Raw genomic sequence first — 26,209 nt, 5'->3', positions numbered from 1 at the left:
CCAGACCTTAGTGTGCGAAGTGTTTCATTGGCGAATCCCAAGGTGAGCCTGTACCCCGATCAACGAGGGGGAGTTCTTCGGGGCGCGAAGCGATGCCGCGAGGCGAGGCGGGGGGCAGCCTGTGGCCGCTTTGTGGCCGCGCAGCGGACGGTATGAGGCCATGGGCTCACCCCCGACTCGACCACCCAAAGGCACTACCACCCAAAAACCTGTCTCAGCCTGTCAGCAACCCAAACCCTCTCTCACCGCCCCACCAAAAACACCGCCGGCAACGCCAACGGCAATGTCGGTTTGCGCTTTTTCCAGTCCGCCACCGTGCCACTGAACACCGCCTGTTCAGGCAGCGTGACCCCGCAGCACAGCGCCAGCCGCGTGGTCGGCTTCAGCGTGGTCAACAGCCCTTGCAACAAGGCTTCGTTGCGGTAAGGCGTCTCGATGAACAGCTGCGTCTGCCCGGTCCTGTGCGCCAGGGCTTCCAGTTCCCGCACCCGCTGGGCCCTTGCAGTCGCTTCCTGGGGCAAATAGCCCACAAAGGCAAAGTGCTGGCCATTCAACCCACTGGCCGCCAGCGCCAGCATCAGCGACACCGGCCCCACCAGTGGCAACACCGGCAGCCCCAAGGCGTGCGCCGCGCGCACCACGGAAGCGCCAGGGTCGGCGATGGCGGGCATACCGGCTTCGCTGACCAGCCCCATGTCCTCACCCGCCACGGCGGCGGCCAGCAGCGGGCGGGCATCGAAGGCGCTGGTCGGGTCGTGATCGCCCTTTTTGTGCACCTGGCGCGGCAGCTCGGTGATCTGTTGCGCCTGCAAGGGCGCGGCGAGCGGGTGCGTGGCATCGATCCGTTTCAGAAAGGCGCGCGTGCTCTTGGCGTTTTCCGTGATCCAGTGGGAGAGGCGTGCGGCCATGGCGATGGTCGCCTCGGGCAGCGCATGCGACAGATCGGGCGCGGCTTCGCAACCGAAATCCAGCGGCGTGGGCACGAGGTACAGCGTGCCCGGGCGGGTGAGTGGGTTCATGGCAGCACCAGTCCGGCTTCGCGCAGCAGCCTGGCGGTGCGGATCAGCGGCAGACCGACCAGCGCGGTCGGGTCGTCGTTGTCGATGCGATCGAGCAGCGCAATGCCCAGGCCTTCGCTCTTGGCGCTGCCAGCACAGTCATAGGGTTGCTCGGTGCGCAGGTAGCGCTCGATTTCGGCGTCCGAGAGGGTGCGAAACACCACGCGCACTTCGGCGAGTTCGCACCGTTCGAAGCCGGTGGCCGCACACACCACGGCCACGGCGGTCTGGAACACCACGGTCTGGCCGCTCATGCGGCGCAATTGATGCACAGCGCGCTCGTGGTTGCCGGGCTTGCCCAGTGGTTCGCCGGCCAGATCGGCCACCTGGTCGCTGCCAATCACCACGGCGTCCGGTCGCAGGGCCGCCACGGCGCGGGCCTTGGCCAGCGCCAGGCGCTGCGCCAGCGCGGCAGGGGATTCCCCGGGCAGGGGGGTTTCGTCCACATCGGACGAGACGACATCGAACGGCAGGTGCAGGCGTTGCAGCAGTTCACGCCGGTAGCGCGAGGTCGAGCCCAGCACCAGGGGGCGGACCATCTTGGCAGGGGAAGGGTGGTTCATGCCGGTATTGTCGGGATATTTCGCTGGCCGGCGGTTTTGCGATACCGTAGAGGGCGATGACGCCGCCGCAACCCGACCTCCACGCCCTGTGCAACAGCCGCGATCTTGTCGATGGTGGACTGGCCTGTCCGTTCGACGTGGTCTATGGGGGCCAGACGTGCCGGGCGTTCGCCATCCGCTATCAGGGAGTGGTCTATGCCTATCTCAACCGCTGTAGCCATGTGGCGATGGAGCTGGACTGGCGCCCCAACCATGTCTTCGATCTCACCGGGCATTGGCTGGTCTGTGCTTCGCACGGTGCGCTGTTTCGGCCCGATACCGGTGCCTGCGTCGGTGGGCCAGGGCGCGGACCCCTGGTGAAGATCGAGGTGCTGGAGCACGAAGGGGTGGTGTTTTGGCGGTCACAATACAACCTTCAACCGGTGTCCTTCTGAGTTCAAACATGCAAGATCCCCACTCTTCTGAATCATCCTCCGTCGGCTGGGAGCGGCAGACGCTCGAAAAGCTCGTTCTCGCCACGGTGGCGGAGCAGCGCGCCGCCCGGCGCTGGAAAATCTTTTTTCGGTTGCTGTGGATCGGGCTGCTGGCAACGCTGGTGTGGCTGATTCAGCGCGACTTGTCGCTTTCAAGCAGTGTGAGCAAGCCGCACACGGCTTTGATCGAGGTGCGGGGGGCCATCGCGGCCGATGCCGAGGCGAGCGCCCAGAGCATCGTCGCCTCGTTGCGCTCGGCTTTCGAGGATCCCGGTGCCCAGGGTGTGGTGTTGCTGATCAACTCTCCCGGGGGCAGCCCCGTGCAGGCGGGGATCATCGCTGACGAAATCCACCGGCTCAAGGCGCTGCACGGCAAACCCATTCATGCCGTGGTCGAGGAAACCTGTGCCTCGGCGGCGTACTACATCGCCTCGGCGGCCGACAACATCTATGTGGACAAGGCCAGCATCGTTGGCAGCATCGGGGTGATGATGAACGGTTTCGGTTTCACCGGGCTGATGGACAAGCTCGGTGTCGAGCGGCGGCTCATGACCGCAGGGGAGAACAAGGGATTCATGGACCCGTTCAGCCCGCAGTCCGAGGCGCAGATGCGGCACGTGCAGGAAATGCTCGACGACATCCACCAGCAGTTCATCGAAGTGGTCCGGCGTGGGCGTGGCGAACGCCTCGTGGAGACGCCCGAAATCTTCAGTGGTCTGGTCTGGAGCGGTCAACGTGCGGTGGCGCTCGGCCTGGCCGACGAGCTGGCCAGCCTGGAACAGGTGGCCCGGGACGTGATTCAGGCCGAGGAGATCATCGACTATACGCAGCGCGAGAACGTGGCGCAGCGGCTGGCGCGCCGTTTCGGGGCTGGCGTGGGGGAAAGCGCCCTGCATACCTTGCGGGATTGGGGCTGGGTGTTGCGTTGAGCGTGACGATGTCCGAAACCGCTTCGGCCCAGACCGATGTGCTGGTCGTGGGCGGCGGCATGGCGGGCCTGGCTGCGGCGCTGGCGGTTCGTCAGGCGCGCCCTGAGATGCGACTGGATCTGGTGGAACAGGCCGATGCCTTTTCCGAAGTGGGAGCCGGCATCCAGCTGGGGCCCAATGCGGTGCGCGTGTTGCGCGACTGGGGGCTGGAAGCGGCGTTGCGGTCGGTGGCCGCCTTTCCCTCTGACTTGCGTGTGCGCGACGCCCGCTCGGGTCGTGCGCTGGGAGCGTTGCGGCTCGGTGAGCGGGCCGTGGATCGCTACGGCGCGCCTTACGCCACCATCCACCGAGCCGATCTGCACCGGCTGCTGCTGGACGCTGTGAACGCTTCGGGCGGGGTGTCGTGTCATCTGAGGCAGTGCATCGAAACGGTTCAGGTGGAGCCAGAGGGGGTGAGCGCCTCCACTGCCGAAAGCACGTGCTGGCAGGCTCGGGTCCTGCTCGGTTGCGACGGGCTCTGGAGCCGGGTCCGTGAGCGGGTGTGGAGGGACGAGCCGGCCCGGTTCAGTGGACATCTGGCGTATCGGGGCATGGTCCGCATGGCCGATGTGGCTGTCGGCGGGGTGTCCTCGGCTGTGTGTGCCTGGCTGGGCCCGCGCATGCATGCGGTCCACTACCCAGTGCGGCGTGGCGAATGGCTCAATGTGGTCGTGGTGGTCCACGGTGAGCTGCCCAGCGAGCCGGCGGGGTGGGATCATCAGGCCAGTGTGGAGGGCTTGCATCGGGCCGCCGGGGTGGTGGCGCCAGACCTGCAACGGGTGCTGGAGGCCGTTTCAGGCTGGCGCCTGTGGCCGCTGTTCGGGCGCCCACCCGTGTCAGGGCCCGAGGCCATGGCGCAGGGCCCGGTGGCGCTGCTGGGCGATGCGGCTCACCCCATGCGGCCCTATCTGGCCCAGGGAGCGGCCATGGCTCTGGAGGACGCCTGGACGCTGGGCCGGTTGCTCACGGCAGTTCCGACCCCGCCCATTCGTTGGTCCTCCGTGTTGCAGCACTGGGCCGGGCACCGCTGGCGGCGCTGTGCCTGGGTGCAGGCCCGATCCCAGCGCAACGGGACGATTTTTCACGCCGATGGGTGGCTGCGCTGGGGGCGCGACACCGCCATGGCCTGCCTGGGCGAACGGCTGCTGGATGTTCCCCGGCTGTACGCAGGGCCTGCGGCCCCCGCTTGATCGGTTATGGTTGAGGGAGCAGTCTGCGTTACACAGGATACGATACCCGCATGACACCACAACATTCCATGGACCCACCCCTACAGCGCGGCCGACGTCGGCTCGTGCAGGCGGTGGCCGCCAGTCTGGGGCTGAGCAGTCTGGGTTGGGCGCATGGTCTGGTCTGGGCCCAGACCGCATGGCCGAGCCGCCCCGTTCGCCTGCTGGTGGGCTTTCCTCCCGGTTCTTCGCCCGACTTGATGGCGCGCACCATCGCCGAGCCGCTGGCCCAGGCGCTGGGTCAGCCGGTGGTGGTGGAAAACCGTCCGGGTGCCGGCGGCAACGTGGCGGCCGACGCGGTGGCCCGTGCCGACGATGGCCACACCTTGGGCCTGCTGATCAACGGCAACATGACCATCGCCAAGATCCTCAATCCCGCCACCCCCTACGATCCGTTGACCGACCTGGCGCCGGTCTCCCTGCTGGCCACTTCCCCCCTGGTGCTGACTGCCGGTGCCCAGGTGCCCGGTGATGCCGCGGCCATCCTGGCCGCAGGCCGTGCCGCTGGCGCGCGCTGGAACTATGGCTCGCCCGGGGTCGGTACCGTGGCCCACATCGGCATGGAAATGTTCAAGGGTGCGGCGGGCTGGCAGGCGGTGCATGTGCCGTATCCTGGTAACCCGCAGGTGATCAACGCCATGATGCAGGGCGATGTGCAGGTCGCGCTGCTGCCTCCCGGTCTGGCCATGCCCCAGGTACAGGCCGGCAAGCTCAAGGCCGTCGGTCTCACTTCGGCGGGGCGCAGCGCCCTGGTGCCTCAGGTGGCCAGTCTGGCGGAACTGGGTCTGTCGGGTTTCCAGATGGAAATCTGGAATGCGGTGGCTGCCCCGGCCCGCATGAACCCGAAACATATCCAGCGCGTGTCGGCAGCCTTGGCCGAGATCGTGCGTCGCCCCGAGATCCGCGACAAAATCTTCGCCCTGGGCTGGCAGGTGGCCGGCACCTCTGCCGAGGGGTTGGCCAACCGGGTCCGGGTGGACACTGCCCGTATGCGTGACGTGATCGAACGCCACAACATCCGTCCACAGTGAGGAGCGCGTGGTGAATCCTTTGACCAACGATCCAGTGAGCACACCCGAGGTTGATGCGGGTGACGGTGGGTTGCGGCTGCGCCGCGTCGCGATCGACACCTACCGCGAGAACGTGGCCTATCTGCACCGGGATTGCGCGGTGTACCGTGCCGAAGGGTTTCAGGCCTTGTCCAAGGTCGAAGTCCGTGCCAATGGCCGCCGCATCCTGGCCACGCTCAACGTCACCTCCGATCCGCGCATCGTGCAGTGTGACGAGCTCGGGTTGTCCGAAGATGCTTTTGCCCAGATGGGCGTGGAGCCGGGGCATCCCGCTTTCATTTCGCAGGCCGAACCCCCGGCTTCCATCGCCGCGTTGCATCGCAAGATCCACGGCGAGCGCCTGACGCGAGAGGATTTTCACGCCATCGTGCGCGACATTGCCGAGCACCGCTACTCCAAGATCGAGCTTTCGGCCTTCGTGGTGGCCACCCACCGTGGGGAGCTGGACCGCGAAGAGGTGTACTTCCTCACGGAAGCGATGATCGCCAGCGGTCGCCGGTTGGACTGGCACGAGCGTCTGGTGGTGGACAAGCATTGCATCGGTGGCATACCCGGCAACCGCACCTCCATGTTGGTGGTGCCCATCGTGGCGGCGCACGGGCTGGTATGCCCGAAAACATCCTCCCGGGCCATCACTTCGCCGGCAGGCACGGCCGACACCATGGAAGTGCTGGCCCATGTGGAGCTGCCGTTCGACCGTCTCAGCGAAATCGTGCGCGAGCACCGGGCCTGCCTGGCCTGGGGCGGCACGGCCAAACTCTCTCCAGCCGATGACGTGCTGATTGCGGTCGAGCGGCCCTTGTCGCTCGATTCGCCGGGTCAGATGGTGGCGTCGATCCTGAGCAAGAAGATGGCCGCCGGTTCCAGCCATTTGGTGCTGGACATCCCGATCGGTCCCACGGCCAAGGTTCGCTCCATGCCGGAGGCCCAGAAGTTGCGCCGCTTGTTCGAGTACGTGGCGCACCGGCTTGGGCTGTCCCTGGACGTCGTGATCACCGACGGTCGTCAGCCGATCGGGCAGGGCGTGGGCCCGGCCCTGGAAGCCCGCGATGTGATGCGGGTGCTGCAGAACCACCCGATGGCACCGCAGGATCTGCGCCAGAAATCCCTGCGTCTGGCGGGGCGGTTGCTGGAGTGCGACCCGGACATCCGCGGCGGCGATGGCTATGCCATCGCGCGTGACATCCTCGACTCCGGGCGGGCCTTGGAAAAGATGCAGGCGATCATCGCGGCCCAAGGCGGGGTGGCATTCGATCCCGAGCGCCCGACCCTGGGTTCGCTGACCTTCGAGGTGGTGGCCGAGCGCGACGGGGTGGTCACTGGCATCGACAACCTGCAGATCGCCCGCATCGCCCAACTGGCCGGTGCGCCCAAGGTCAAAGGGGCCGGGGTGGACCTGATGCGCAAGTTGGGCGATGCGGTGGCGGCCGGTGAGGTGCTGTACCGGGTCCATGCGGCTTATCAGTCCGACCTGGCCTTTGCCAGACAGGCCATCCAGCGTGACAGCGCCTATCGCGTAGGGCCGCCTGAGGAGGTGCCCGGCGTGTTCGTGGAATTCTGAGCATGACCGATCCCTTGTTGCTGTGTTTCGAAGACGAGTGCGCTGCTGCGCGGCGGCTCGCCGCTGCCGGGCGCTGGGCGCTGACGACCGTGGAGCGGCACCGCTTTCCCGACGGCGAGCTCAAGCTTCGGTTGCCCGAGGTTCTGCCCGAGCAGGTGGTCGTGTACCGGGGGTTGCACCAGCCCAATGAAAAGCTCGTCGAACTGCTGCTGGTGGCCCGGGCGGCCCGTCAGGCGGGGGTGGCGCACCTCTGCCTCGTGTCCCCCTATTTGGGCTACATGCGGCAGGACATGGCATTTCGCCCTGGCGAAGTGGTGAGTCAGCGCATCGTCGGCGGGTTTCTGGCCGACCTCTTCGATGCCGTGATCACGGTCGATCCACACCTGCACCGGGTGGCCACGTTGGCCGAAGCGGTGCCGGTGGCCCAGCCGGTGGTGCTCAGTGGCGCCCCGGCGTTGGCTGACTGGATTGCCCAGCAGCGTCCGGGAGCCCTGCTGCTGGGGCCGGATGAGGAGTCCGCGCAATGGGTGGCGCAGGCTGCCCGGCGGCACGGCAACGACAGCGCGGTCTGCCGCAAGGTCCGGGATGGGGACCGTTCGGTGCGCATCGAGTTGCCCGACCGGGCCTGGGCGGGGCGCCAGGTGGTGATCCTCGACGACATGGCCAGCACGGGCCATACCGTGGCGCAAGCCACGCGGCTGTTGCGGCAAGCCGGCGCAGCCTCGGTGGACGTGGCCGTTACGCACGCGCTGTTTGCCGGTGATGCCCTGGAGGTCTTGCAAGCGGCCGGCGTGGGGGCGGTCTGGAGCACCGATTGCATCCCGCATCCCTCCAACGTGGTGTCCATGTCGGACGCCTTGGCTGCCGCCGTACAAGGCGTGCTGGCGGTTTCGCCCGTTCCCATGATACCGCCGGCCTGAACCGGCACCGGGCGTCAGAGGTCGGTGCGCAGTTTCCAGATTTCGGGGAACAGCACCACGTCCAGCATCTTGCGCAGGTAGCCCACACCGCTGGTGCCCCCGGTGCCGCGCTTGAAGCCGATCACCCGCTCCACCGTGGTCAGATGCCGGAAGCGCCAGAGGCGGAAGGCATCTTCCAGGTCGGTGAGCTCCTCGCCGAGCTGATACAGGTCCCAGTGTTGCTCGGGTTGGCGGTAAACCTGAAGCCACGCGGCCTCCACGGCGTCGCTCGCCTCGTAGGGCTGGGTCCAGTCGCGCTCGACATGGCTGGCCGGCACCGACAGGCCCCGGCGCGCCAACAGGCGCAGCGACTCGTCGTACAGCGACGGGGCTTCATAAGCGGCCTGCACCATGGCCAGCAGGTCCGGCCGGTGGGCGTGGGGTTTGAGCATGGCGGCGTTCTTGTTGCCCAAAGCAAACTCGATGCAGCGGTACTGGTAGCTTTGGAAACCGCTCGATTGCGCCAGGTACGGCCGGATCGCGCTGTATTCCGGTGGCGTCATGGTGGCCAGCACGTCCCAGGCGTGCACCAACTGCTCCATGATGCGACTGACCCGGGCCAGCATTTTGAACGCCGCCGGTAGCTGATCGTTGGCCACGCAGTTCACGGCGGCGCGCAGCTCGTGCAGCATGAGCTTCATCCAGAGTTCGCTGGTCTGATGCTGGATGATGAACAGCATCTCGTTGTGGTCGGGCGACAGCGGTTTTTGCGCGTTCAGGATCGCGTCGAGCTGCAGATAGTCGCCGTAGCTCATGGCGCGGCTGAAATCGAGCTGGGCCTTTTCCTCGTGGACGATGGCTTCTGTGGCACCCGTGGCATGCATCGGGCAACCGCTGTGCTGGGGCTGGTCGTGGGGGCACATGGAAGTTTCTCTCGGGTTGGGTGTCAGGTCACTGCGTGTTGGCGGTGAAACTCGGGTCGCTGCCATTCGCCGCTTTCCAGCACCTGGCGCAGGTGCTCCACGGCATGCCAGACGTCGGCATGGCTCAGGTACAGCGGCGTGAAGCCGAAACGCAGGATGTCGGGTTGTTCGGCATCGCCCGCGCGGAAGTCACCGATCACCCCGCGCGCGATCAGCGCCTGCACGATGGCGTAGGCCCCCTCCTGCCGGCTGAGGCAGACCTGTGAGCCGCGCTGGGCATGGGTCCGGGGTGTCACCATTTCCAGGCCGTGGCCGGCGCAGCGCGTCTCCACCAGGTCGATGAACAGGTCGGTCAGCGAGAGGGATTTGGCCCGCAGCGCCGCCATGCCGCCCAGGGGCTCTGCGGCCAGCACGGTGTCTACCCCGCACTCGAGCGCCGCCAAACTGATGATGGGCTGGGTGCCGCACAGGAAGCGGGTGACGCCGGGGGCTGGCTGGTAATCCGGCATGAAGGCAAACGGCGCGGCATGGCCCCACCAACCTGCCAGGGGTTGCCAGAGGTCGGCGTCCAACGCGGCGGCATGGCGTGGATTCAGCCAGACAAAGGCGGGGGCACCCGGTCCCCCGTTGAGGTATTTGTAGCCGCAGCCGACGGCGAAATCCGCGTCCGCACCGTTCAGGTCCACCGGCACGGCCCCGGCGCTGTGGGCCAGGTCCCACACGGTCAGGGCGCCGACGGCGTGTGCGGCAGCGGTGAGGGCGGCCATGTCGTGCATGGCACCGGTGCGGTAGTTCACATGGGTGAGCAGGAGCACGCCGGTGTTGGCGTTCAGGCAGGCCGGTAGATCCTGCGCATCGATCAGTTGCAGCGTCCAGCCGTGTTGCCGGCACAGGGCTTCGGCGATGTACAGGTCGGTGGGAAAGTTGCTGCGCTCGCTGATCACGGTACGGCGCCCGGGGGATCGGCGTTGCTGCAAGGCCATGGCCAGGCTCAGCACCTTGAACAGGTTGATGGAGGTGCTGTCGGTGGCCACGGTCTGGCCCGGATCGGCACCGATGAGGCGGCCGATCTTGTCGCCGATGCGCTGCGGCCATTCGAACCAGCCGGCGGTGTTCCAGCTGCGGATCAGCCCCACGCCCCATTCCTGCTCGACCACCGTTTGCACGCGTGCCGGTGTGGCCTGGGGCATGACGCCGAGCGAGTTGCCGTCGAGATAGATCACGCCCTCGGGAATGCGGAACAACTCGCGCAGCGGCGACAAGGGGTCTTGGGCGTCGAGCTTCTGGCAGTCGGTCAGGGTGGTCATGGGTTCAGTCCAGGGTGCGCAGCACGGCCCGCACGGGGCTGGCGTCTGCGGTCATGAGTTTGAGGGGCAGGGCGATGAGTTCGTAGTCGCCTTCGGGCACGGCGTCCAGACACAGGTTTTCCAGCACCCGCATGTCACGTCGGCGGATCACCTGGTGGCTGTCCAGCGTCTTGCTGTCGGCCGGGTCGATGCTCGCACTGTCGATGCCGACCAGCTTCACGCCCAGGTCTGCCAGACGTTCCAGCAGCTCAGGGGCGAAAGCCGTGAGGTCCGGGTCCCAGCGATCGGCGGGCATGTGGGCGTAGGTACGCACCAGCAGGCGCGGTGGCGTGGGTGCCCCATCGGGCAGGGCATGGCACACATGTTCCCATTGCACCAGCGGTCTGGCACCGATGGCATGGATCACGCGGCATGGCCCGAGATAGGGCTCCAGCGTCACGGCACCGATGGCTGCCCCGCTGGGGTCATAGTGCAGCGGCGCGTCGGCATGAGCCCCCGCATGCGGGGTGGTCGTGATCGCACTGACGTTGACCGGGCAGCCAGGGCCGATGCGAGCGACCCAGGCTTGCTCGTAGGCTGTGTCGCCCGGGAAAACCGGCGTACCCGGGCCGACGGGGGGGGAAATGTCGATCAGTGCAGGCATGCCCGGAAGGTAGCATCGGGTGGCGGGGCATGGTGTCGGTTATTTGCAACAGGCTGTGCAAATGGTTCAGGTGTGAATCAATTGCCTGCACCGTCTGCGGCGGACTCGATGAGCCGGATGCCGACACGCACAATTTCCCCCTCGCGCATGGCCCGTACACTGAGCTCGGCCTGGCCCAGGGTGGCATGGTCGCCTTCCACAGGTGGGCGCTCCAGGGCCTGGGTCAGCCATTGCGCCACACTTTGGTGTTCGGGCTCGGGGGTCGGCCAACCGTAGAAACCGCACAGATCGGCGATGCGCGTGTTGCCAGGCACTTCAAAGTCGCCGAACACCTCTCGGGCACGGGCGGTGTCGCTGGCATCGGGCAGGGCCACACCGGCGCGCCGGGCACTCCAGGGAATGGTCGAACCCTGCAGCACGAGGGAGGCCAGCACCACGATCAACGCCACGTTGGCGTAGGCCTTGGCGCCTTCGATGCCAGCCATGACCGGGAATACCGCCAGCACGATCGGCACCGCTCCCCGCAGGCCCACCCAGGAGATGAAGGCCATTTCCCGGGCGTCGAAGCGCATCGGCTTCAAGCACAGCCATACCGACAGGGGGCGCGCCACCAGCATGAGCACGGCCGCCACGCCCAACGCGGGCCAGAAGGTGCGCAGCGCTTCAGTCGGCGTGACGAGCAGGCCCAGCATCAGGAACATGGCGGCCTGCGACAGCCAGGCAAAGCCGTCCATGGCCGACAGGGCGGGTGTCACACTCTGCGGCGCACGGTTGGCCACGAAGACACCGAAGACGTAGATGGCCAGGAAGCCGGAGCCTCCCATCCAGGTGGTGAAAGCAAATACGCTCAAGCCGGCAGAGGTCAGCAGCAGCGCCCGCACGCCACCGCTGGGGCGCGCCCACAAGGTAAGGCGCCGCAGCAGCAGTCCAAAGCCCCATCCGGTGCCAATGCCTATCGCGGCGCCCCAGCCGAACTGCAGAGCGAGGCTCCACAGCGGAGCCCACCAGGCAACATCCTGCATCAACCCCTGCGAGGCATTCAGTACCCAACCGATGAGCGCCAGGGTCAGGTAAACGGCCATCGGGTCGTTCAGGCCAGACTCGATTTCCAGGGTGGCGGCCACACGTTCGTTCAATCGCACACCCGACGATTTGAGCAGCGAAAACACCGCCGCCGCGTCGGTGGAACCGACGATGGCCCCCAGCAGCAGGGCCAGGGGCCAACTGAAGCCGAGCAGCCAATGCGCTGCGATACCGGTGATGAGAGCACTCACCAGCACCCCCAGGGTGGCCAGCCACAAGGCGGGCTTCAGGCCGGTGCGAAACGTGCTGTGGTGTGTGCGCAGTCCGCCGTCGAGCAAAATGACGGCCAGCGCTACGTTGCCGACCCAAAAAGCCAGCATGTGGTCTGCAAATGCCACGCCACCCGGCCCGTCCTCTCCCAGCAGCATGCCGGCGACCAGGAACACGAGCAGGAAGGAAAACCCGAGCCGGGTGGAAAACATACCCGCCAGCAGGCTGACGAAAACCAGTCCCGCTGCCACCAGCAGGGGAATGGCGAGGAAGTCCAGCGAAAGCAACATAAGTGCACTACCCTAGCAGAAATTGCGCCGCTGCCAGCGGCTGCGGCTGTGGTGACCGGGCCTGTTTGCGGGCAGGAGCAGAACATGGAAAACTTGGAAACGGTGGTATTGGGTGGTGGTTGCTTCTGGTGCACGGAGGCGGTGTTCGATCAGGTGCGCGGCGTGCAGGATGTGGAGTCCGGCTACAGCAATGGCCACACCCCCAACCCGACCTATGAGGAGGTGTGCAGCGGCACCACCGGTCATGCCGAGGTGGTCCGCGTGGTGTTTGATCCGGCGGTGATCGGTTTGCGCCAGATCCTGCAAATCTTCTTCGCCGTGCATGACCCCACCACGCTCAACCGACAAGGGGCGGACGTGGGCACGCAGTACCGCAGCGGCATCTACTGGACGCATCCAGAGCAGGCCGTGGTGGCGAACGCTTTGATCGCGGAGTTGCAGGCAGCCGGTGTGTTCGATGCCCCCATCGTCACCGAAGTGAAACCCTTGGCGAACTACCACCGCGCCGAAGACTACCATCAGGCGTTTTTTGCCCGCCACCCCTTTCACGGCTATTGCATGGCGGTGGCAGCGCCGAAGGTGCAGAAGCTGCGACAGGTTTTTGCCGAGTGGGTTCGCTGAGAGGCCGGTGCTCGCTACACTCGTCTGGTGAACTTCGCCCAACACCCTGTTTTTCAGTCGCTCACGCCGGTATTCCTGCTCATCGGCATCGGTTTCCTGGCCGGCCGCCTGCAGTGGATCCGTGGTGACGCGGTCAAGGACCTCTCCAACCTCGTTTTCCTGCTGCTGATTCCTGCACTGCTGTTTCGCACCATGAGCGGCGTGCGGCTGGACGAACTGGACCTCAAGCCGATCGCCGCCTATTTCCTGGCGGCCGGTGTGCTGCTGGCCGGCAGCATCGCCTGGCGGGGTTTCAATTGCCGCAGCGTGGTGCTGGCCCTGGCTGGAACTTTCAGCAACATGGTGATGATCGGCATCACGCTGGTGGGACTGGCCTATGGTCAAGAGGGCCTGGTGACGCTGCTCACGCTGGTGTCGGTGCATGCGCTCATCCTGCTCACGGCAGGGGCCATCGTGCTGGAGCTGGCGGCGGCTCGGGAAGCCCGTGACCGTGGGGGCGAGGCCCCCCACGTCTGGCAGACGGCCTGGTCGGCCATCAAGGGCTCCCTCATCCACCCGATTCCTTTGCCCATCGTGTGCGGCTTGCTGTTCGCGCAGACCGGCCTGACCCTCCCGGGCGTGGTGGACAAGCCCCTGCAGCTCTTGGGCAGCGCCTTCGGCCCGCTGGCCCTGGTGCTGGTCGGGGTCAGTCTGGCGGCAACGCCGCTGGCGGGGCATTGGCGGATGGCGCTGTGGCTGGCCGCCAGCAAGAACCTGCTGCTGCCGCTGCTGGTGGGTTTGAGCGCCTGGGCGTTCGGCATCACGGGCATGGCGCTCGTCGTGATGGTGGTGGCTGCCGGGCTGCCGACCGGGGCCAACGTGTTTCTGTTTGCCCAGCGCTACCGGGTGGTGCAGGACCTCACCACGGCCGCCATGGGGGTATCCACCGTGCTGGCGCTGTTCACCCTCAGCGCCGTGATGTTGGTCATGTCGTGGTTGGTGCCCTTGTAATGCCGGGTCATGGCGTCACTGGCTCAGTTTGAGACCCTCTTCGATTTGGTATTCGAAGTAGCGCTGAAAACCGAACGCCAGGCTGGAGATCAATCCGATGGTGCCGAACATCAGGGCAAAGACCAGCGCGCCGATGGTCAGCCAGTTGGTGTGGCCTGCAGGGGCTTGCGGGTCATGGCCCGGGTTGTGTGTGGCGTTCCAGCGCTCCGGGGTGGCCAGGGCATAGATGATGCCGGTCAGGCAAGCCGCCGCAATGCTCAAGCCCAGCAGGGGCAGCAGCAGCCAGGACAGCTTGTCGTCCTGACCGTAGGCGAATACCCGGTCCACACCCCACAGCCCGAGGGCGGTGGCGATGACGTGTACCCAAGCCCACACGTCCATCCAGCCGTGCAGGTACAGGCGATGCCAGCCGAAGGCGCCGCCGACCAAGGCCAGCCAGGCGGCAAGGGTTTTGTTCTTGGGCTTGCCCAAGGGGGCGGACAGGCTGCTCGTGGTCATGGTCAGGTCTGTGCAGGCGGAGTCGAAAAAGTTCCACCATGGGTTGGTGCCGGTGTGCTGTGGCCCAGCCCCAGGGTGCGCTCCATGATCACGATGTCGAGCCAGCGCTCGAACTTCCAGCCACAGGCCGCCATGGTGCCGACCAGGGTAAAGCCCAGCGCCCGATGCAGGCCGATGGAGCCGGCGTTCGCGGAGTCGCCAATCACCGCCACCATCTTGCGCATCCCGGCCAACTGGCAGCGCGTCATCAGTTCGGCCATCAGGGCCCGGCCCAGGCCACGCCCCTGTGCGCCCGGTGCGAGGTAGATCGAGTCCTCCACGCAGTAGCGAAATGCCGAGCGCGGCCGGAACCAGGTGGCGTAGGCGTAGCCCTGCACCAGACCATCCACTTCCGCCACCAGCCAGGGCAGTCTCTTGTCCAGCACGTCGGCGCGGCGTTGCGCCATCTCTGCTGCAGCAGGGGGTTCGGTTTCGAAGGTGGCCGTGCCATGCAGTACGTGGTGGGCGTAGATCGAGGTGATCGCATCGATGTCGGCGTCACGGCTCGGGCGTATCAGGGTCATGGCTGGTATCCAGTTCAATGGGTGGGGTTATAATACGAAGTTTGCAACGTTTCGCTGGCCGGGTGGTCAGTCGTGTGTCTCAGGCGTTGCGGAATACCCTACCACCCGAAGGATAAATCATGGTCGTGATTCGACTCTCCCGTGGCGGCGCGAAGGCCCGCCCGTTCTACAACATCGTCGTGGCCGACAAGCGTGCCCGCCGCGACGGCCGCTTCATCGAGCGCATCGGTTTCTACAATCCCCTGGCCAAAGGGGGTGAGGAGCCGCTGCGCATCGCGCAGGACCGCCTGGCCTACTGGATGGGCGTGGGTGCCACCCCCTCCGACACCGTGGCACGTCTGATCAAGCAGGCCGCCAAGTCGGCGCCTGCCTCTGCCTGATCGCAGTCGTTCGTTCATGGCCCTGGTGCCCGACTTGAACCCCGCGCCTCTGCCTGCGGATGCGGTGGAGGTGAGTCGGGTCCAGGAAGCCTGGGGCATCAAGGGTTGGGTGCGTCTGCACCCCTACAGCGCCGATCCCGAGGCCCTGTTTCATGCCCGCCAGTGGTATCTGGCTCCTCCTGAAGGGCGCTACGCCCGGGGTTTCGATGCCTTCACCGGCACCGTGTCGGTGGCCGTCGCCGAGATCAAGTTCCATGGCGAGGGCGTGGTCGCCCAGTTCGATGCCATCTCCGACCGCAACGCGGCCGAGTCGCTCAAGGGGGCCCGGATTTACATCTCCCGCGCCGATTTTCCAGCAACCACCGATCCGGACGAGTTTTATTGGGTCGATCTGATGGGCCTTGCCGTCGTCAATCGGCAAGGCGTGGATCTTGGTGTCGTGCGCGACCTCATGCCCACCGGCCCCCATTCGGTGCTGGTGCTCGAATACCAGGCCGACGGCAAACCGCAAGAGCGTCTGATCCCCTTCGTTTCGGCCTACGTCGATGAGGTGGACAAAGTCGCCCGCCGCATCACCGTGGACTGGCAGCCTGATTACTGACGGCGGCGGGCGGTAGCCGGTCATGCGTTTCGACGTCATCACCCTGTTCCCCGAGTTGTTCGGGCCTTTTTTGCAACACGGCATCAACCGGCGAGCCTTTGCCTGCGGTGCCGTGGATGTGCGGCTATGGCCCTTGCGTGACCATGCCGAGGGCCATTACCGGCGTGTGGATGACCGGCCCTTTGGCGGCGGGCCAGGCATGGTCATGCTGGCCGAACCGCTGGCCCGTTGCTGGCAGGCGGTGCGCGAGCAGCGCAAAGCCGAAGGCGCTCCGTCGGTGCCGACCGTGCTGTTTTCACCCCAAGGCGTGCGCATCGATCATGCCTTGGTGGAGCGCGAAGCCCAGGGAGCCGGGGCGATTCTGATCTGTGGTCGGTATGAAGGCATAGACCAGCGCTTCATAGACCAGTGCGTGGACGTGCAACTGAGTCTCGGGGATTTTGTCTTGTCAGGCGGGGAACTGGCGGCCATGGCGTTGCTCGACGCGGTGGCTCGCCTACAGCCCGGGGTGCTCAACGACGAAGGCAGCCACCAGCAAGACAGCTTCAATCCTGCGCTCGACGGTTTGCTGGATTGCCCGCACTACACCCGGCCGGAGGTCTGGCAGGGGCCGCGTGGCGCGGCGGTCGTGCCGCCGGTGTTATTGTCCGGTCATCATGAACAGATCGAGCGGTGGCGTCGGCAACAGCGGCTCGCGGCTTCGGCTCGCCTGCGGCCGGATCTGCTCCAGCAGGCGAGGCAGGCCGGACGCCTGAGTGCTGACGACGAGCACTGGCTTAGGCAACTTGATTTGCCAGACGCTGGCGGGTTATAATCAAAGGCTTGCGATCCTCTGGCCGGCCGCCCGGGGCCTGTTCGTTCAGCGTTCAGGCCCGACCAGCAGCCGAGGGGCTGCCCGGTGGGCCTTCAGTGCAGCGCGGTCACGATCGAGTCATTCAAGGAAACCATGAACCTGATCCAGATCCTCGAGCAGGAAGAAATTGCTCGCCTGAACAAGGAAATTCCCGAATTTGCCCCCGGTGACACCGTCATCGTGAGTGTGAACGTGGTGGAAGGCAACCGCAAGCGCGTGCAGGCCTACGAAGGCGTGGTGATTGCCCGTCGCAACCGTGGCCTGAACTCCAGCTTCATCGTGCGCAAGATTTCCAACGGCGAAGGCGTGGAGCGTACCTTCCCCCTGTACAGCCCCCGCATCGCCAAGATCGAGGTCAAGCGCCGCGGTGACGTGCGCCGCGCCAAGCTGTACTACCTGCGTGACCGCAGCGGCAAGTCGGCCCGCATCAAGGAAAAGCTGGGTTCATAATCCCTGCTGGCCTCGACAAAAAAACCGGAACGCGCAAGCCTTCCGGTTTTTTTGTATCTCGTGGTCGCTCCATGAAACCCCTGTGGGTATGATAAATGCCATGGCACCCACCGATATCGCAGACCCGCGGCTCGCTTCCTCCCATGTCCGTATCCTCCCGCCTGATGATGACGAACGGCTGCTGCTGCACAACGAGGTGCATGCCCGCCCATCGGCCCGTATCCGGCTGCCGGCGCTGGTCGTACTCCTGGCCGTGTACAACCACGAGGTCAGCCGCGAGCAGGAGTGTGCGCATCTGCGTCAATTGCCCGGCCAGGAAGGGCTGACGGTCAACGACCTGCAAGCCCATTTCCTGAGCCTGCGTTTGCCTGGGTACACGCTGAAATGGGAACGGCACACCGAGTTCACCCGCTATACCCTGGTTCAGCCTTTGCCCCAGGCCGCCGCACTGGGCGTGGTCGAGCCCGATCTGCTGTCTCATCTCGTGGTTCCCAAGGAGTGGCTGGCAGCCGTTCCTGGACGCACCTTTTGCGCGATTGCCATGGGTATGGTTCATGGCGATCTGTCCGACCCCACGGCCTGCCTGCAGGGCGCGCGGCAATGGCTGGGCCCTCACTTGCTGGTGGCTTCCCTGATGGGCAGCTTTGCGCCGGCCACGGTGGTGACCGATTTCCGCTTGCGCGACAACGGCTTCGAGCACATGCTGGTCATTGCCCCACCCGACATCGACGACATGCGAGCCGGGCGTATCTCTCAGCGTTTGCTTGAATTGGAAACCTATCGGCTGATGGCCCTGCGGGGTTTGCCCGTTGCGAAAATGCTGGGGCCCGAGCTGGCGCAGGCGGAGCAGCAATTGGCTCAGATCACGGCGGCGCTCGAACAAAAGTCGGCCTCCGACCAGGCCATGTTGGATACGTTGATGTCGCTGGCGGCTCGGGTGGAAAAGGCCATGGCCGAGCACGTGTTCCGTTTTTCCGCCACCCGGGCCTATGACGATCTGGTGGCCCAGCGCATTGCCGAGCTGCATGAAACCCCGATCCCGGGCCATCAAACGATCGGCGAATTCATGCGGCGCCGGCTCTCGCCAGCCATGGCGACGGTGGCTGCGACGGCGCAGCGCTTGGCTTCCTTGTCTGAGCGTGTGTCCCGGGCCAGTGCGTTGCTGCGCACGCGGGTGGACATTGCCACGGAAGGGCAGAACCAGCAGCTGCTGGAAAAACTCACCCGAGGGCAGGAATTGCAGCTCCGGTTGCAAACCACGGTGGAAGGGCTGTCGATCGCGGCGATTTCCTATTACGTGGTCAGCTTGCTGCTGTATGGCGCCAAGGCGCTGAAGTCGGCAGGTGTGCCCATTCACCCCGAAATGGCTGCGGGTGCCCTCATTCCGTTGGTGCTATGGGCTGTGTGGAGAACCATCCGGCGCATTCACGAAAAGCTGCACTCGAGCCATTGAGCTGGATCCGCACCCGGCGCAGTCGGGCGCGTGGTCGAGAGGGCCTCCAGCCGGGGGCCAGTCATCACTTGCCGCTGAGGTACTCGGAGACCGCGGCCATTTCGAACTCGGTCATCTTTTCCACCACCACGTGCATGACCTGATTGTCGTCGGTGCGCTGGCGATTGTTGAACTGTTTGAGCTGGGTGAACAGGTAGCCGGAGAATTGGCTGGCGAGTCGCGGGAGGTTGGCCGCGCCTTCACCGTTGGCGCCATGGCAGCTCGCGCACGATGGCACACCGCTGAAGCGGTTGCCGTGGTGATAGATGTATTGACCCACCGCAGCGAGCGCCGGATCTTTGGGGGCCTCGCGCGGAGGCTCCATTTTTTCATAGTAGCGGCCCAGCGCCAGCATTTCATCGGAGGTCAGACGGGCCGACAGTTCTGCCATGGCCGAGCTTTTCCGTTGGCCCGACTTGAAGGCTTCCAGCTGTTTGGCGATGTATTGCGCGTTCTGGCCCGCCAGGCGAGGGAACACCTCGCTGGTGGATTCGCCGTTGACCCCGTGGCACAGGAAGCAGGAGCCACCGGCGATGCGTTTGGCACGGGCCTCGTCGGCCTGTGCCAGAGCAGTGCCTACCGAGACCGTGCCGATCAGGGCCACGACGAGTGAGCGCAGAAGGAGCGGATGGGGGATGGCAGGAAAACGCATGCGGCGAAGTCGGCTCGGGCGGTAGGGTGAAGATATCGCCCCCACGCCGTCGCCGGCGCGGGGGCATGGCATGCTCAGGAGAGCATGTCGGCCCAGATGTTCTGGGCCCAGGCCAGGGCGTAACGGCCCTCCAGCTCGTTGGCGGCAGCGGACACACCACCGGATCCCGGAACCGTGAGCATGGTCTTCTGGTCTGGGTCGTAGCGGTGCACGCTCGCCACATGCACCACGTCTTGGTCGTTCACGAAGCTGTAGCAGGTGTTGGCGTACAGCGGCAACTGGGGCGGCTGGTGTCCCATGAGCAGGTTGACCACGGCGGCAGCGCAGGTCTTGCCGTGCTGGTTGGCCATGTGGCCCGACTTGGGCATGGCCGGTGCGATCTGGATGGCGTCGCCCAGGACGTGGACGTTCTTGACCGCCTTGGATTCGAAGGTCAGGAAATCGACCTCGCACCAGCGGGCATTGGCGGTGGCCAGCCCGGTCTTGACGGCGATGTCGCCGGCGCGCATGTTGGGCAGGACGTTGGCCACGGCGGCCTTGAAGTCGTCGTTGAACTCGAACTTCAGGGTGTTGGTGGCGGCATCGACGTCCACCACATTGTGTTTCGGACGGTACTCGATCATGCCCTTGTAGTGTTCGTCCCAGGCCTTGGTGAACAGCGCCTTCTTGGACTGGATGTCGTCGTTCGCGTCGAAGATGATGACCTTGCTCTTGGGCTTGGCTTTCTTGAAGTAATTGGCCACCAGGCAGGCACGCTCGTAGGGGCCGGGGGGGCAGCGGTACGGTGCCTGCGGGATGGTCAGGGCATAGACGCCGCCATCGGGCATGGCTTCGAGCTGTTTGCGCAGGGCCACCGTTTGTTCGCCAGCCTTCCAGGCGTGGAGCACCTTGGCCTTGGCGTCGGCGGAGGCCATCCCCGGCAGGGTTTCCCACATGAAGTCGATGCCGGGCGAGACGATGAGGCGGTCGTAGGCGATTTCACCGCCTCCGGCGAGTTTGACCAGGCGCTTGTCGGGATCGATGGCGCTGGCCATGTCGCGCACGATCTTCACACCATGGCGTTTTTCCAGGTTCTCGTAGGAGTTGGTGATGTAGCTGATGTCCTTGATGCCGCCGATCACCAGGTTGGAGATCGGGCAGGAGATGAACTGGGCGTTGGGCTCGATCAGGGTGACGCGCACCTTGCCTTCGGAGAACAGCCGGGTGTATTTGGCCGCGGTGGCGCCCCCATAACCACCACCGACGATCACCACGTGGGGGCCGGAGCCTCCTGCGGTGGTGGCGCATCCGGTCATCAGACCCAGGGAGCCCAGCGCGGAGCCGGCGGCGAGCGTTTGTACGAACTGACGGCGTTTCATGTTCTCGTCTCCTTACTTTTTCTGGGCAGCGAAATAGGCGGCGATCGCGGCGATCTGCTCGTCGCTGTAGCCCTTGGCGATCTGGTGCATGATGGTCGCCGGGCGGCGGCCGTTCTTGAAGTCGAGCAACTTCTGCTCGATCTCCGTCTTGTCTTTGCCAGCCAGGGCGTCCATGCCCGGTTGAGCGCGACCATCGGTCCCGTGACAGTTGGCGCAGGCGGCAGCCCACACGCGCACCTGATTGACCTGTGCATGAGCCGCCAGGGCAGACACGCCCAAGAGGCCGACGGCCAAGATCTTCGCGATAGGTTTCATTGTTGATGTCTCCTGTGACTGGAACCTCGATGGGACGACTGAAAAATATCAGCTAATGCGGATATTAGAATTTTTTGTTGATTCTAATTCTGCACCCGACGTGAAGCTTACACAATGTGGCGTGGGGGTTGAAGGGTCTCAGCATAAACCCTGAACGCTCAGGCGAGAAGTGCGGAGGCGAACTCCCGCGCATCGAAGGTTTGAAGGTCTTCGAGCTGCTCGCCCACTCCAATGAAATAAACCGGTACCTGACGGCCCTGTTCACGGGCCCACATGGCAATCGCGGCGAGCACCCCACCCTTGGCCGTGCCGTCGAGCTTGGTGACCACCAGTCCGGTCAGGGTCAGGGCGGCGTCGAATGCCTTGACCTGGGCCAGCGCATTCTGGCCTGTGTTGCCATCGATGACGAGCAGCACTTCGTGCGGGGCAGCGGGGTCGGCTTTTTGCACCACGCGCTTGATCTTTTTCAATTCTTCCATGAGGTGGAGTTGCGTCGGTAAGCGCCCGGCGGTGTCCACGATGACCACGTCGCGGCCGCGCGCGCGCCCGGCGGTGACGGCATCGAAGCTCACCGCTGCCGGGTCGCCGCCAGCCTGGCTGACGATTTCCACCGTGTTGCGATCGGCCCACACGCCAAGTTGCTCGCGCGCAGCCGCCCGGAAGGTGTCGGCCGCGGCCAGCAGCACTGAAGCGCCGGAGCGTGACAGGTGCCAGGTGAGTTTGCCGATGGTGGTGGTCTTGCCGGCACCGTTGACCCCGGCCACCATGAGCACAGTGGGGCCGCCGTCGGCCGTGCCGATGGTCAGCGGTTTTTGAAGGGGCTGCAACAGCTCGGTGATCGCATCGGCCAACAGGCCTTTGACCTCGGCTGGCGTGGTGGCCTTGGTCGCCTTGACGCGACGGCGCAAGTCATCGAGCAGATACTGGGTGGCCTGTGTGCCTGCGTCTGCCATGAGCAGGGCGGCTTCGAGTTCCTCATAGAGGTTCTCGTCGATTTGCGTGCCGGTGAACACGCTCGAGAGCGCATGGCCGGTCTTGCGCAATCCGAGGCGTAGCCGGCTCAGCCACGACTGGCGAGGCGGTTCCTCGGCCGGTGCGGCGGGGGGCGGATCGGCCGCAACCGGATCGGCCGCGGGAGGGGTTTCGCCAGAGGCGAAAAATTTTTTCTTGATCAGGCTGAACATTTGGGGGGTTTCTGGAATCATTCGGATTCTATGAAACCCTTGGTCGCTCCTTCTTGGCTGTGGCGGCTGGTGTGGTGCGGATTGGTGTGGGTTTGCCTGTGGCCGCTGGCCCGGGCCGCAGCGCCCGGTACCGACCAGCCGGCTCCAGCAGTCCACGCTTTCACGCTCTCCAATGGCATGACGCTGATCGTCCAGCCCGACCGGCGTGCGCCTACCGCGGTTCACATGCTCTGGGTGCGTGTGGGGTCCATGGACGAGGTGGACGGCACTTCAGGCGTGGCACACGTGCTGGAGCACATGATGTTCAAGGGCACGCCCACGCTGGCCGAAGGCGAGTTCTCCCGCCGCGTGGCGGCGCTGGGTGGGCGCGAGAATGCGTTTACCAGCCGCGATGTCACGGTCTACCATCAGCAGGTGCCGGCCTCCGCGTTGGAGGAGGTGATGCGGTTGGAGGCGGACCGCTTTGCCAACAACACCTGGCCTGACGAGGCGTTCGCTCGTGAGATGCTGGTCGTCAAGGAGGAACGGCGGCAGCGCGTGGAGGAGTCGCCCCAGGCGCGCATGTTCGAGGTGTTCCAGGCCAACGCCTTCATTGCCCATCCCTACCGCCGCCCGATCATCGGCTGGATGAGCGACCTGGAGGCCATGACCCCTCAGGATGTGCGTGATTTTTACCGCCAGTGGTATGTACCGGCCAATGCCGCCGTGATCGTGGTAGGTGATGTGGAGGTCGAGCAGGTCCGTGCCTGGGCCGAGCGCCATTACGGGTCCATCGAGGCGCGTCCCGTGCCGGTGCGCAAACCGCAGACCGAACCGTTGCAAAGGGGCGTGCGACGCATCGAATACCGTGGCCGTACCGACCGCCCCCTGCTGGTCATGGGCTACAAGGTGCCCCGTATCGGCCATCCGCAAGCTACCGACGACGCCACCCTCGATGCCCTCGCCTTGATCCTGCTTGCTGGCGTGCTGGACGGCCACAGCGCCGCGCGCCTGGAGCGAACGCTGGTGCAGGGTCAGGGCCAGCCCCGCCGTCTGGCCGATTCGGCGGGCGCCTCGTACGGGCTCATGGGCCGGGGGCCGGAGCTGTTTCTGCTCAGCGGTACGCCGGCCGCAGGGGTCAGCCCCGAAGCGTTGGAGGAAGCCCTCAAGGCCGAGCTCGGGCGCATCGCCCGGGAAGGCGTGAGCGAGACAGAGCTGCGCCGCGTCAAGAACCAATGGGCGGCGCGTGAGGTGTTCAAGCTCGACTCCCTCTTTGCCCAGGCGCGTGAACTGGGGAACCACTGGGCGCTGGAGTGGCCGCTGGATGCCTCCGCCACACTCCTGCGTCGCCTCGATGCGGTGACGCCTGACCAGGTGCAGGCCGTGGCGGCCCGGTATTTCCATGACGACCGACTCACCGTGGGCGTGTTGTTGCCCCAGGAGCAACGCCCATGAGATTCGCACATCCTGTTCGGCGTTGGACGCTGCGCGAGCGAGCCTGCGCTTGGCTGGTCTGGGTGTGGCTGGCCCTGCATGCGGTCGGTGCCCAGGCGTCCCTCGCCATCGAACAGTGGACCCAGCCCAGTGGGGCCCGGGTCTATCTGGTTCAATCGAACACCCTGCCGATGCTCGATTTGCAGATCGACGTCGATGCCGGCAGCCGTCGCGACCCTGCGCAGCAGGCGGGTCTGGCTCAAGCCACCGCGCAAATGTTCGACAAAGGCGTCTTGGCCCATGGTGGTCGCCCGGCCATGGACGAAAACCAGTTGGTCGAGTCCTGGGCCGATGTGGGGGCGCAGTTTCGGGTGCAGGCCACGGCCGATCGCCTCTCGTTCCAGTTGCGCACGCTCACCCGGGCCGATCTGCTCGAGCAGACCGCGGCCTTGACGGCTCACCAGTTGGCAGCCCCAGCCTTCCCGCAGGCAGTGTGGGCACGCGAGCGGGAGCGCCTCGTGGCCGCTTGGCAGCAGGCGCAGACCCGTCCGGGGACGCGAGCCGCTCGGTTGTTTGCCGAGGCGGTGTATGGCGACCACCCCTACGGGCGGGAGGCGCAACCCTCCACCTGGGCTGCGATAGAGGAGGCTGATTTGCGAGCTTTTTTCGAGCGCCATGTACGGGCCTGCGATGCCCGCGTCACGCTGGTGGGCGACATCGAGCGCGCCGCGGCCGATGCCTTGGTCACTCGCCTGTTGGCCGGATGGTCGGCACGTTCCTGCGATCCCTTGCCGCCGGTGGCCGAGGTGATGCCGCTGCAGGAAGGGCGCACCTTGAACGAACCGTTCGATGCCGCCCAGGCGCACATACTGATCGGGCAGCCGGGTTTCCCGCGCAGCGACCCCGACTTCCTGGCGCTCACGGTGGGCAACCACATCCTCGGCGGCAGCGGCTTCACCTCCCGCCTGATGCAGGAAATCCGTGAGCGCCGGGGGCTGACCTACGGTATCTACAGCTATTTCTCTCCTGGCCGCCATGCCGGGGCCTTCACCGTGTCCATGCAGACGCGCCCCGACCAGGCGGCCGAAGCCGTGCGCCTGATTCACGAGGAGATTCGCCGTTTCGTGGCCGAAGGCCCCACCCCACAAGAACTTGCCGAAGCCCAGCAGGCCCTCATCAACGGCTTTGCCCTGCGGCTCGACAGCAACCGCAAGTGGCTGGACAACGTGGCGGCCATGGCTTGGAACGACCTGCCTCTGGACTATCTCGACACCTGGACGGCGCACATCGCTGCGCTGACCGTCGAACAGGTGCGGTCGGCGATGCAGCGGGTGCTGCAGCCGCAGCGGCTGGTGACCGTGGTGGTCGGGGGGCGTGAGCCATGAACCTCCGTGCGCCTTCCCGTGCCGGTGGCGCTGCGGGAGGCAGCCGATCGGCCCGGAGGGGGGGCGGTGAAGTCCGCATCATCGGGGGGCGCTGGAAACGCACCCGGCTGACCGTGCCGGACCGCCCGGGTTTGCGGCCCACACCGGATCGCGTGCGGGAAACCCTGTTCAACTGGCTCGGCCAGGACCTCACCGGCTTGCGCTGCCTGGACGCCTTCGCGGGCAGTGGGGCCCTGGGATTGGAAGCAGCTTCACGTGGCGCCCGGCTGGTGTGTCTCATCGAGCGCGACCCCCAATTGGTCCGCGCTTTGAGCGGGCATGTGACCCGGCTCAACGCCTCGGACGTGGCTGTGGTGCAGGCCGATGCCGTGACCTGGTTGAGCCGGGCCACGCCTCGAAGCTGGGATGTGATCTTTCTCGACCCCCCGTTTGGCGAGGCTTCGGTCCAGTGGAATGAGGCGCTGTTTCGTCAGGCCCTGCAAGCGGCCGCGCCGCTGCTGGCCGATGACGGCTTGATCTACCTCGAATCGCCCCGTGCCTGGAGCGCCGAAGACCTGCGAGACCTACCGCTCGCGGTGCGCCGGCAGGGCAAGGCCGGGATGGTGTACTTCCATCTGCTGGAGCGTACCGGCCCACAGGCGTCGGGCGATAATTCCACTCCATGAACCCTTCTCATGCCACGCCGTCGCGCCGCATCGCCGTGTACAGCGGTACCTTCGATCCCATCACCCTCGGCCATGAGGATGTGATCCAGCGTGCCGCCAGCCTGTTTGACGAACTGATCGTGGCCGTGGCCGTGGCCCACCACAAGAAGACCCAGTTCACGCTCGATCAGCGCATCGCCATGGTGGCGGCCAGCATGGCGCACTGCCCACAGGTCCGGGTGCTGCCCTTCGAGGGGCTGATCATGGACTTCTGCCGTGAACACGGCGCCTGTGCGGTGGTGCGGGGCATACGCAACCTCACGGACTTTGACTACGAAGCCCAGATGGCGGCCATGAACCGCAAGCTCTTGCCCACGGTGGACACGTTGTTTTTGCTGCCCCAGCCGCAGCTCCAGTGCATTTCGAGTACGCTGGTCCGCGAGATCGCCAAGCTGGGTGGCGACGTCAGTGGCATGGTCAGCCCCGGCGTGGCCGAGCGCTTGCGTGCCGCCGCTGGTGCCACCCAGCGTTGA

Annotated in this window: 29 protein-coding genes; 17 read left to right on the top strand and 12 right to left on the bottom strand. The window is 65.7% G+C overall.

Features of this window, described 5'->3' with window-relative positions; all coding sequences use genetic code 11:
* Positions 1 to 242: 242 nt before the first annotated feature.
* Together HZS63_RS03450 and HZS63_RS03445 are read right to left on the bottom strand one after the other, a co-directional pair.
* Positions 243 to 1,019, bottom strand: coding sequence for an SAM-dependent methyltransferase (locus tag HZS63_RS03450; RefSeq protein WP_180682651.1), 777 nt, complete (start codon positions 1,017 to 1,019; stop codon positions 243 to 245).
* Complete coding sequence (locus tag HZS63_RS03445; RefSeq protein WP_180682650.1) at positions 1,016 to 1,621, bottom strand: Maf family protein; 606 nt, start codon at positions 1,619 to 1,621, stop codon at positions 1,016 to 1,018. The genes HZS63_RS03450 and HZS63_RS03445 overlap by 4 nt, the downstream gene beginning before the upstream one ends.
* A 56-nt stretch (positions 1,622 to 1,677) precedes the next feature.
* Between HZS63_RS03445 and HZS63_RS03440 the strand changes: the two genes are divergently transcribed.
* From HZS63_RS03440 to HZS63_RS03415, 6 genes are all read left to right on the top strand, one after another.
* Positions 1,678 to 2,055 (top strand): Rieske (2Fe-2S) protein, encoded by a 378-nt coding sequence (locus HZS63_RS03440; protein ID WP_180682649.1) that lies wholly within the window; start codon positions 1,678 to 1,680, stop codon positions 2,053 to 2,055.
* Between the two features lie 8 nt (positions 2,056 to 2,063).
* Positions 2,064 to 3,023, top strand: a complete 960-nt coding sequence (locus HZS63_RS03435; RefSeq protein ID WP_180682648.1) for a S49 family peptidase — start codon at positions 2,064 to 2,066, stop codon at positions 3,021 to 3,023.
* An 8-nt stretch (positions 3,024 to 3,031) separates the two neighbouring features.
* A complete protein-coding gene (locus tag HZS63_RS03430; protein WP_180682647.1) occupies positions 3,032 to 4,252 on the top strand; it encodes an FAD-dependent monooxygenase in 1,221 nt (406 codons plus the stop codon).
* 50 nt (positions 4,253 to 4,302) lie between these two features.
* The gene (locus HZS63_RS03425) at positions 4,303 to 5,322 is read left to right on the top strand and encodes a Bug family tripartite tricarboxylate transporter substrate binding protein (RefSeq protein WP_246316125.1); all 1,020 of its coding nucleotides are present in this window, start codon (positions 4,303 to 4,305) and stop codon (positions 5,320 to 5,322) included.
* Between the two features lie 70 nt (positions 5,323 to 5,392).
* Positions 5,393 to 6,922 carry a thymidine phosphorylase family protein gene (locus HZS63_RS03420; RefSeq protein ID WP_180682873.1) on the top strand — a complete coding sequence of 510 codons (1,530 nt, stop codon included), beginning with the start codon at positions 5,393 to 5,395 and terminating at the stop codon, positions 6,920 to 6,922.
* 2 nt (positions 6,923 to 6,924) lie between these two features.
* Positions 6,925 to 7,842 carry a ribose-phosphate diphosphokinase gene (locus HZS63_RS03415; RefSeq protein ID WP_180682646.1) on the top strand — a complete coding sequence of 306 codons (918 nt, stop codon included), beginning with the start codon at positions 6,925 to 6,927 and terminating at the stop codon, positions 7,840 to 7,842.
* 14 nt (positions 7,843 to 7,856) lie between these two features.
* On the opposite strand, the gene kynA is transcribed toward HZS63_RS03415, so the two are convergent.
* The 4 genes from kynA to HZS63_RS03395 form a co-directional block, all read right to left on the bottom strand.
* Positions 7,857 to 8,744, bottom strand: coding sequence for a tryptophan 2,3-dioxygenase (kynA, locus tag HZS63_RS03410; RefSeq protein ID WP_180682645.1), 888 nt, complete (start codon positions 8,742 to 8,744; stop codon positions 7,857 to 7,859).
* A gap of 23 nt (positions 8,745 to 8,767) precedes the next feature.
* On the bottom strand, positions 8,768 to 10,051 hold the full coding sequence (gene kynU, locus HZS63_RS03405; RefSeq protein ID WP_180682644.1) for a kynureninase: 1,284 nt from the start codon (positions 10,049 to 10,051) through the stop codon (positions 8,768 to 8,770).
* A gap of 4 nt (positions 10,052 to 10,055) precedes the next feature.
* Entirely contained in the window at positions 10,056 to 10,694 is a 639-nt protein-coding gene (gene kynB / locus HZS63_RS03400; protein WP_180682643.1) for an arylformamidase, read from the bottom strand.
* A 77-nt stretch (positions 10,695 to 10,771) separates the two neighbouring features.
* On the bottom strand, positions 10,772 to 12,277 hold the full coding sequence (locus HZS63_RS03395) for a potassium/proton antiporter (RefSeq protein ID WP_180682642.1): 1,506 nt from the start codon (positions 12,275 to 12,277) through the stop codon (positions 10,772 to 10,774).
* A gap of 84 nt (positions 12,278 to 12,361) precedes the next feature.
* On the opposite strand from HZS63_RS03395, the gene msrA reads away from it, so the two are divergent.
* Together msrA and HZS63_RS03385 are read left to right on the top strand one after the other, a co-directional pair.
* Complete coding sequence (msrA, locus tag HZS63_RS03390; RefSeq protein WP_180682641.1) at positions 12,362 to 12,898, top strand: peptide-methionine (S)-S-oxide reductase MsrA; 537 nt, start codon at positions 12,362 to 12,364, stop codon at positions 12,896 to 12,898.
* Between the two features lie 27 nt (positions 12,899 to 12,925).
* Entirely contained in the window at positions 12,926 to 13,888 is a 963-nt protein-coding gene (locus tag HZS63_RS03385; RefSeq protein WP_180682640.1) for an AEC family transporter, read from the top strand.
* 15 nt (positions 13,889 to 13,903) lie between these two features.
* Here HZS63_RS03385 and HZS63_RS03380 read toward each other — a convergent pair whose 3' ends face one another.
* Complete coding sequence (locus tag HZS63_RS03380; protein ID WP_180682639.1) at positions 13,904 to 14,386, bottom strand: hypothetical protein; 483 nt, start codon at positions 14,384 to 14,386, stop codon at positions 13,904 to 13,906.
* Positions 14,387 to 14,388: 2 nt separating this feature from the next.
* Positions 14,389 to 14,949, bottom strand: coding sequence for a GNAT family N-acetyltransferase (locus HZS63_RS03375; protein WP_180682638.1), 561 nt, complete (start codon positions 14,947 to 14,949; stop codon positions 14,389 to 14,391).
* Between the two features lie 119 nt (positions 14,950 to 15,068).
* Between HZS63_RS03375 and rpsP the strand changes: the two genes are divergently transcribed.
* The 5 genes from rpsP (at position 15,069) to HZS63_RS03350 (ending at position 18,686) form a co-directional block, all read left to right on the top strand.
* Positions 15,069 to 15,329 carry a 30S ribosomal protein S16 gene (rpsP, locus tag HZS63_RS03370; RefSeq protein WP_180682637.1) on the top strand — a complete coding sequence of 87 codons (261 nt, stop codon included), beginning with the start codon at positions 15,069 to 15,071 and terminating at the stop codon, positions 15,327 to 15,329.
* A 16-nt stretch (positions 15,330 to 15,345) separates the two neighbouring features.
* Positions 15,346 to 15,930: a ribosome maturation factor RimM gene (gene rimM, locus HZS63_RS03365; protein WP_180682636.1), complete on the top strand. Its 585-nt coding sequence runs from the start codon at positions 15,346 to 15,348 to the stop codon at positions 15,928 to 15,930.
* A 22-nt stretch (positions 15,931 to 15,952) separates the two neighbouring features.
* Positions 15,953 to 16,744: a tRNA (guanosine(37)-N1)-methyltransferase TrmD gene (gene trmD / locus HZS63_RS03360; RefSeq protein WP_180682635.1), complete on the top strand. Its 792-nt coding sequence runs from the start codon at positions 15,953 to 15,955 to the stop codon at positions 16,742 to 16,744.
* 132 nt (positions 16,745 to 16,876) lie between these two features.
* Entirely contained in the window at positions 16,877 to 17,233 is a 357-nt protein-coding gene (rplS, locus tag HZS63_RS03355) for a 50S ribosomal protein L19 (protein ID WP_180682634.1), read from the top strand.
* 100 nt (positions 17,234 to 17,333) lie between these two features.
* Positions 17,334 to 18,686: a DUF3422 family protein gene (locus tag HZS63_RS03350; RefSeq protein WP_180682633.1), complete on the top strand. Its 1,353-nt coding sequence runs from the start codon at positions 17,334 to 17,336 to the stop codon at positions 18,684 to 18,686.
* A gap of 64 nt (positions 18,687 to 18,750) precedes the next feature.
* On the opposite strand, the gene HZS63_RS03345 is transcribed toward HZS63_RS03350, so the two are convergent.
* The 4 genes from HZS63_RS03345 to ftsY form a co-directional block, all read right to left on the bottom strand.
* Positions 18,751 to 19,377, bottom strand: a complete 627-nt coding sequence (locus HZS63_RS03345) for a c-type cytochrome (protein WP_246316124.1) — start codon at positions 19,375 to 19,377, stop codon at positions 18,751 to 18,753.
* A gap of 74 nt (positions 19,378 to 19,451) precedes the next feature.
* Entirely contained in the window at positions 19,452 to 20,735 is a 1,284-nt protein-coding gene (locus HZS63_RS03340) for an NAD(P)/FAD-dependent oxidoreductase (RefSeq protein ID WP_180682632.1), read from the bottom strand.
* A gap of 12 nt (positions 20,736 to 20,747) precedes the next feature.
* Positions 20,748 to 21,050 carry a c-type cytochrome gene (locus HZS63_RS03335; RefSeq protein WP_180682631.1) on the bottom strand — a complete coding sequence of 101 codons (303 nt, stop codon included), beginning with the start codon at positions 21,048 to 21,050 and terminating at the stop codon, positions 20,748 to 20,750.
* A 158-nt stretch (positions 21,051 to 21,208) separates the two neighbouring features.
* Positions 21,209 to 22,261 carry a signal recognition particle-docking protein FtsY gene (gene ftsY / locus HZS63_RS03330; protein ID WP_425505912.1) on the bottom strand — a complete coding sequence of 351 codons (1,053 nt, stop codon included), beginning with the start codon at positions 22,259 to 22,261 and terminating at the stop codon, positions 21,209 to 21,211.
* A 3-nt stretch (positions 22,262 to 22,264) separates the two neighbouring features.
* Here ftsY and HZS63_RS03325 point away from each other — a divergent pair, with 3 nt between their 5' ends.
* Genes HZS63_RS03325 through coaD form a run of 4 tightly spaced genes read left to right on the top strand, consistent with a single transcriptional unit; the run spans position 22,265 to position 26,209 of the window.
* Positions 22,265 to 23,668: a M16 family metallopeptidase gene (locus HZS63_RS03325; RefSeq protein WP_180682629.1), complete on the top strand. Its 1,404-nt coding sequence runs from the start codon at positions 22,265 to 22,267 to the stop codon at positions 23,666 to 23,668.
* The gene (locus HZS63_RS03320; protein WP_180682628.1) at positions 23,665 to 25,032 is read left to right on the top strand and encodes a M16 family metallopeptidase; all 1,368 of its coding nucleotides are present in this window, start codon (positions 23,665 to 23,667) and stop codon (positions 25,030 to 25,032) included. The genes HZS63_RS03325 and HZS63_RS03320 overlap by 4 nt, the downstream gene beginning before the upstream one ends.
* A complete protein-coding gene (gene rsmD / locus HZS63_RS03315; protein ID WP_180682627.1) occupies positions 25,029 to 25,697 on the top strand; it encodes a 16S rRNA (guanine(966)-N(2))-methyltransferase RsmD in 669 nt (222 codons plus the stop codon). The genes HZS63_RS03320 and rsmD overlap by 4 nt, the downstream gene beginning before the upstream one ends.
* Positions 25,694 to 26,209 (top strand): pantetheine-phosphate adenylyltransferase, encoded by a 516-nt coding sequence (gene coaD, locus HZS63_RS03310; protein ID WP_180682626.1) that lies wholly within the window; start codon positions 25,694 to 25,696, stop codon positions 26,207 to 26,209. The genes rsmD and coaD overlap by 4 nt, the downstream gene beginning before the upstream one ends.

This window comes from Tepidicella baoligensis (assembly GCF_013432195.1).
In the GTDB taxonomy this organism is placed as follows: Bacteria; Pseudomonadota; Gammaproteobacteria; order Burkholderiales; family Burkholderiaceae_C; genus Tepidicella; species Tepidicella baoligensis.
This window is presented reverse-complemented; position numbering and strand designations above follow the sequence as displayed.

Bases quoted from the DNA above. Each gene is read 5' to 3' on its own strand.
- HZS63_RS03450 (WP_180682651.1), bottom strand. From the start codon at position 1,019: ATGAACCCACTCACCCGCCCGGGCACGCTGTACCTCGTGCCCACGCCG.
- HZS63_RS03445 (WP_180682650.1), bottom strand. From the start codon at position 1,621: ATGAACCACCCTTCCCCTGCCAAGATGGTCCGCCCCCTGGTGCTGGGC.
- HZS63_RS03440 (WP_180682649.1), top strand. From the start codon at position 1,678: ATGACGCCGCCGCAACCCGACCTCCACGCCCTGTGCAACAGCCGCGAT.
- HZS63_RS03435 (WP_180682648.1), top strand. From the start codon at position 2,064: ATGCAAGATCCCCACTCTTCTGAATCATCCTCCGTCGGCTGGGAGCGG.
- HZS63_RS03430 (WP_180682647.1), top strand. From the start codon at position 3,032: ATGTCCGAAACCGCTTCGGCCCAGACCGATGTGCTGGTCGTGGGCGGC.
- HZS63_RS03425 (WP_246316125.1), top strand. From the start codon at position 4,303: ATGACACCACAACATTCCATGGACCCACCCCTACAGCGCGGCCGACGT.
- HZS63_RS03415 (WP_180682646.1), top strand. From the start codon at position 6,925: ATGACCGATCCCTTGTTGCTGTGTTTCGAAGACGAGTGCGCTGCTGCG.
- kynA (WP_180682645.1), bottom strand. From the start codon at position 8,744: ATGTGCCCCCACGACCAGCCCCAGCACAGCGGTTGCCCGATGCATGCC.
- kynU (WP_180682644.1), bottom strand. From the start codon at position 10,051: ATGACCACCCTGACCGACTGCCAGAAGCTCGACGCCCAAGACCCCTTG.
- kynB (WP_180682643.1), bottom strand. From the start codon at position 10,694: ATGCCTGCACTGATCGACATTTCCCCCCCCGTCGGCCCGGGTACGCCG.
- HZS63_RS03395 (WP_180682642.1), bottom strand. From the start codon at position 12,277: ATGTTGCTTTCGCTGGACTTCCTCGCCATTCCCCTGCTGGTGGCAGCG.
- msrA (WP_180682641.1), top strand. From the start codon at position 12,362: ATGGAAAACTTGGAAACGGTGGTATTGGGTGGTGGTTGCTTCTGGTGC.
- HZS63_RS03380 (WP_180682639.1), bottom strand. From the start codon at position 14,386: ATGACCACGAGCAGCCTGTCCGCCCCCTTGGGCAAGCCCAAGAACAAA.
- HZS63_RS03375 (WP_180682638.1), bottom strand. From the start codon at position 14,949: ATGACCCTGATACGCCCGAGCCGTGACGCCGACATCGATGCGATCACC.
- rpsP (WP_180682637.1), top strand. From the start codon at position 15,069: ATGGTCGTGATTCGACTCTCCCGTGGCGGCGCGAAGGCCCGCCCGTTC.
- rimM (WP_180682636.1), top strand. From the start codon at position 15,346: ATGGCCCTGGTGCCCGACTTGAACCCCGCGCCTCTGCCTGCGGATGCG.
- trmD (WP_180682635.1), top strand. From the start codon at position 15,953: ATGCGTTTCGACGTCATCACCCTGTTCCCCGAGTTGTTCGGGCCTTTT.
- rplS (WP_180682634.1), top strand. From the start codon at position 16,877: ATGAACCTGATCCAGATCCTCGAGCAGGAAGAAATTGCTCGCCTGAAC.
- HZS63_RS03350 (WP_180682633.1), top strand. From the start codon at position 17,334: ATGGCACCCACCGATATCGCAGACCCGCGGCTCGCTTCCTCCCATGTC.
- HZS63_RS03345 (WP_246316124.1), bottom strand. From the start codon at position 19,377: ATGCGTTTTCCTGCCATCCCCCATCCGCTCCTTCTGCGCTCACTCGTC.
- HZS63_RS03340 (WP_180682632.1), bottom strand. From the start codon at position 20,735: ATGAAACGCCGTCAGTTCGTACAAACGCTCGCCGCCGGCTCCGCGCTG.
- HZS63_RS03335 (WP_180682631.1), bottom strand. From the start codon at position 21,050: ATGAAACCTATCGCGAAGATCTTGGCCGTCGGCCTCTTGGGCGTGTCT.
- HZS63_RS03325 (WP_180682629.1), top strand. From the start codon at position 22,265: ATGAAACCCTTGGTCGCTCCTTCTTGGCTGTGGCGGCTGGTGTGGTGC.
- HZS63_RS03320 (WP_180682628.1), top strand. From the start codon at position 23,665: ATGAGATTCGCACATCCTGTTCGGCGTTGGACGCTGCGCGAGCGAGCC.
- rsmD (WP_180682627.1), top strand. From the start codon at position 25,029: ATGAACCTCCGTGCGCCTTCCCGTGCCGGTGGCGCTGCGGGAGGCAGC.
- coaD (WP_180682626.1), top strand. From the start codon at position 25,694: ATGAACCCTTCTCATGCCACGCCGTCGCGCCGCATCGCCGTGTACAGC.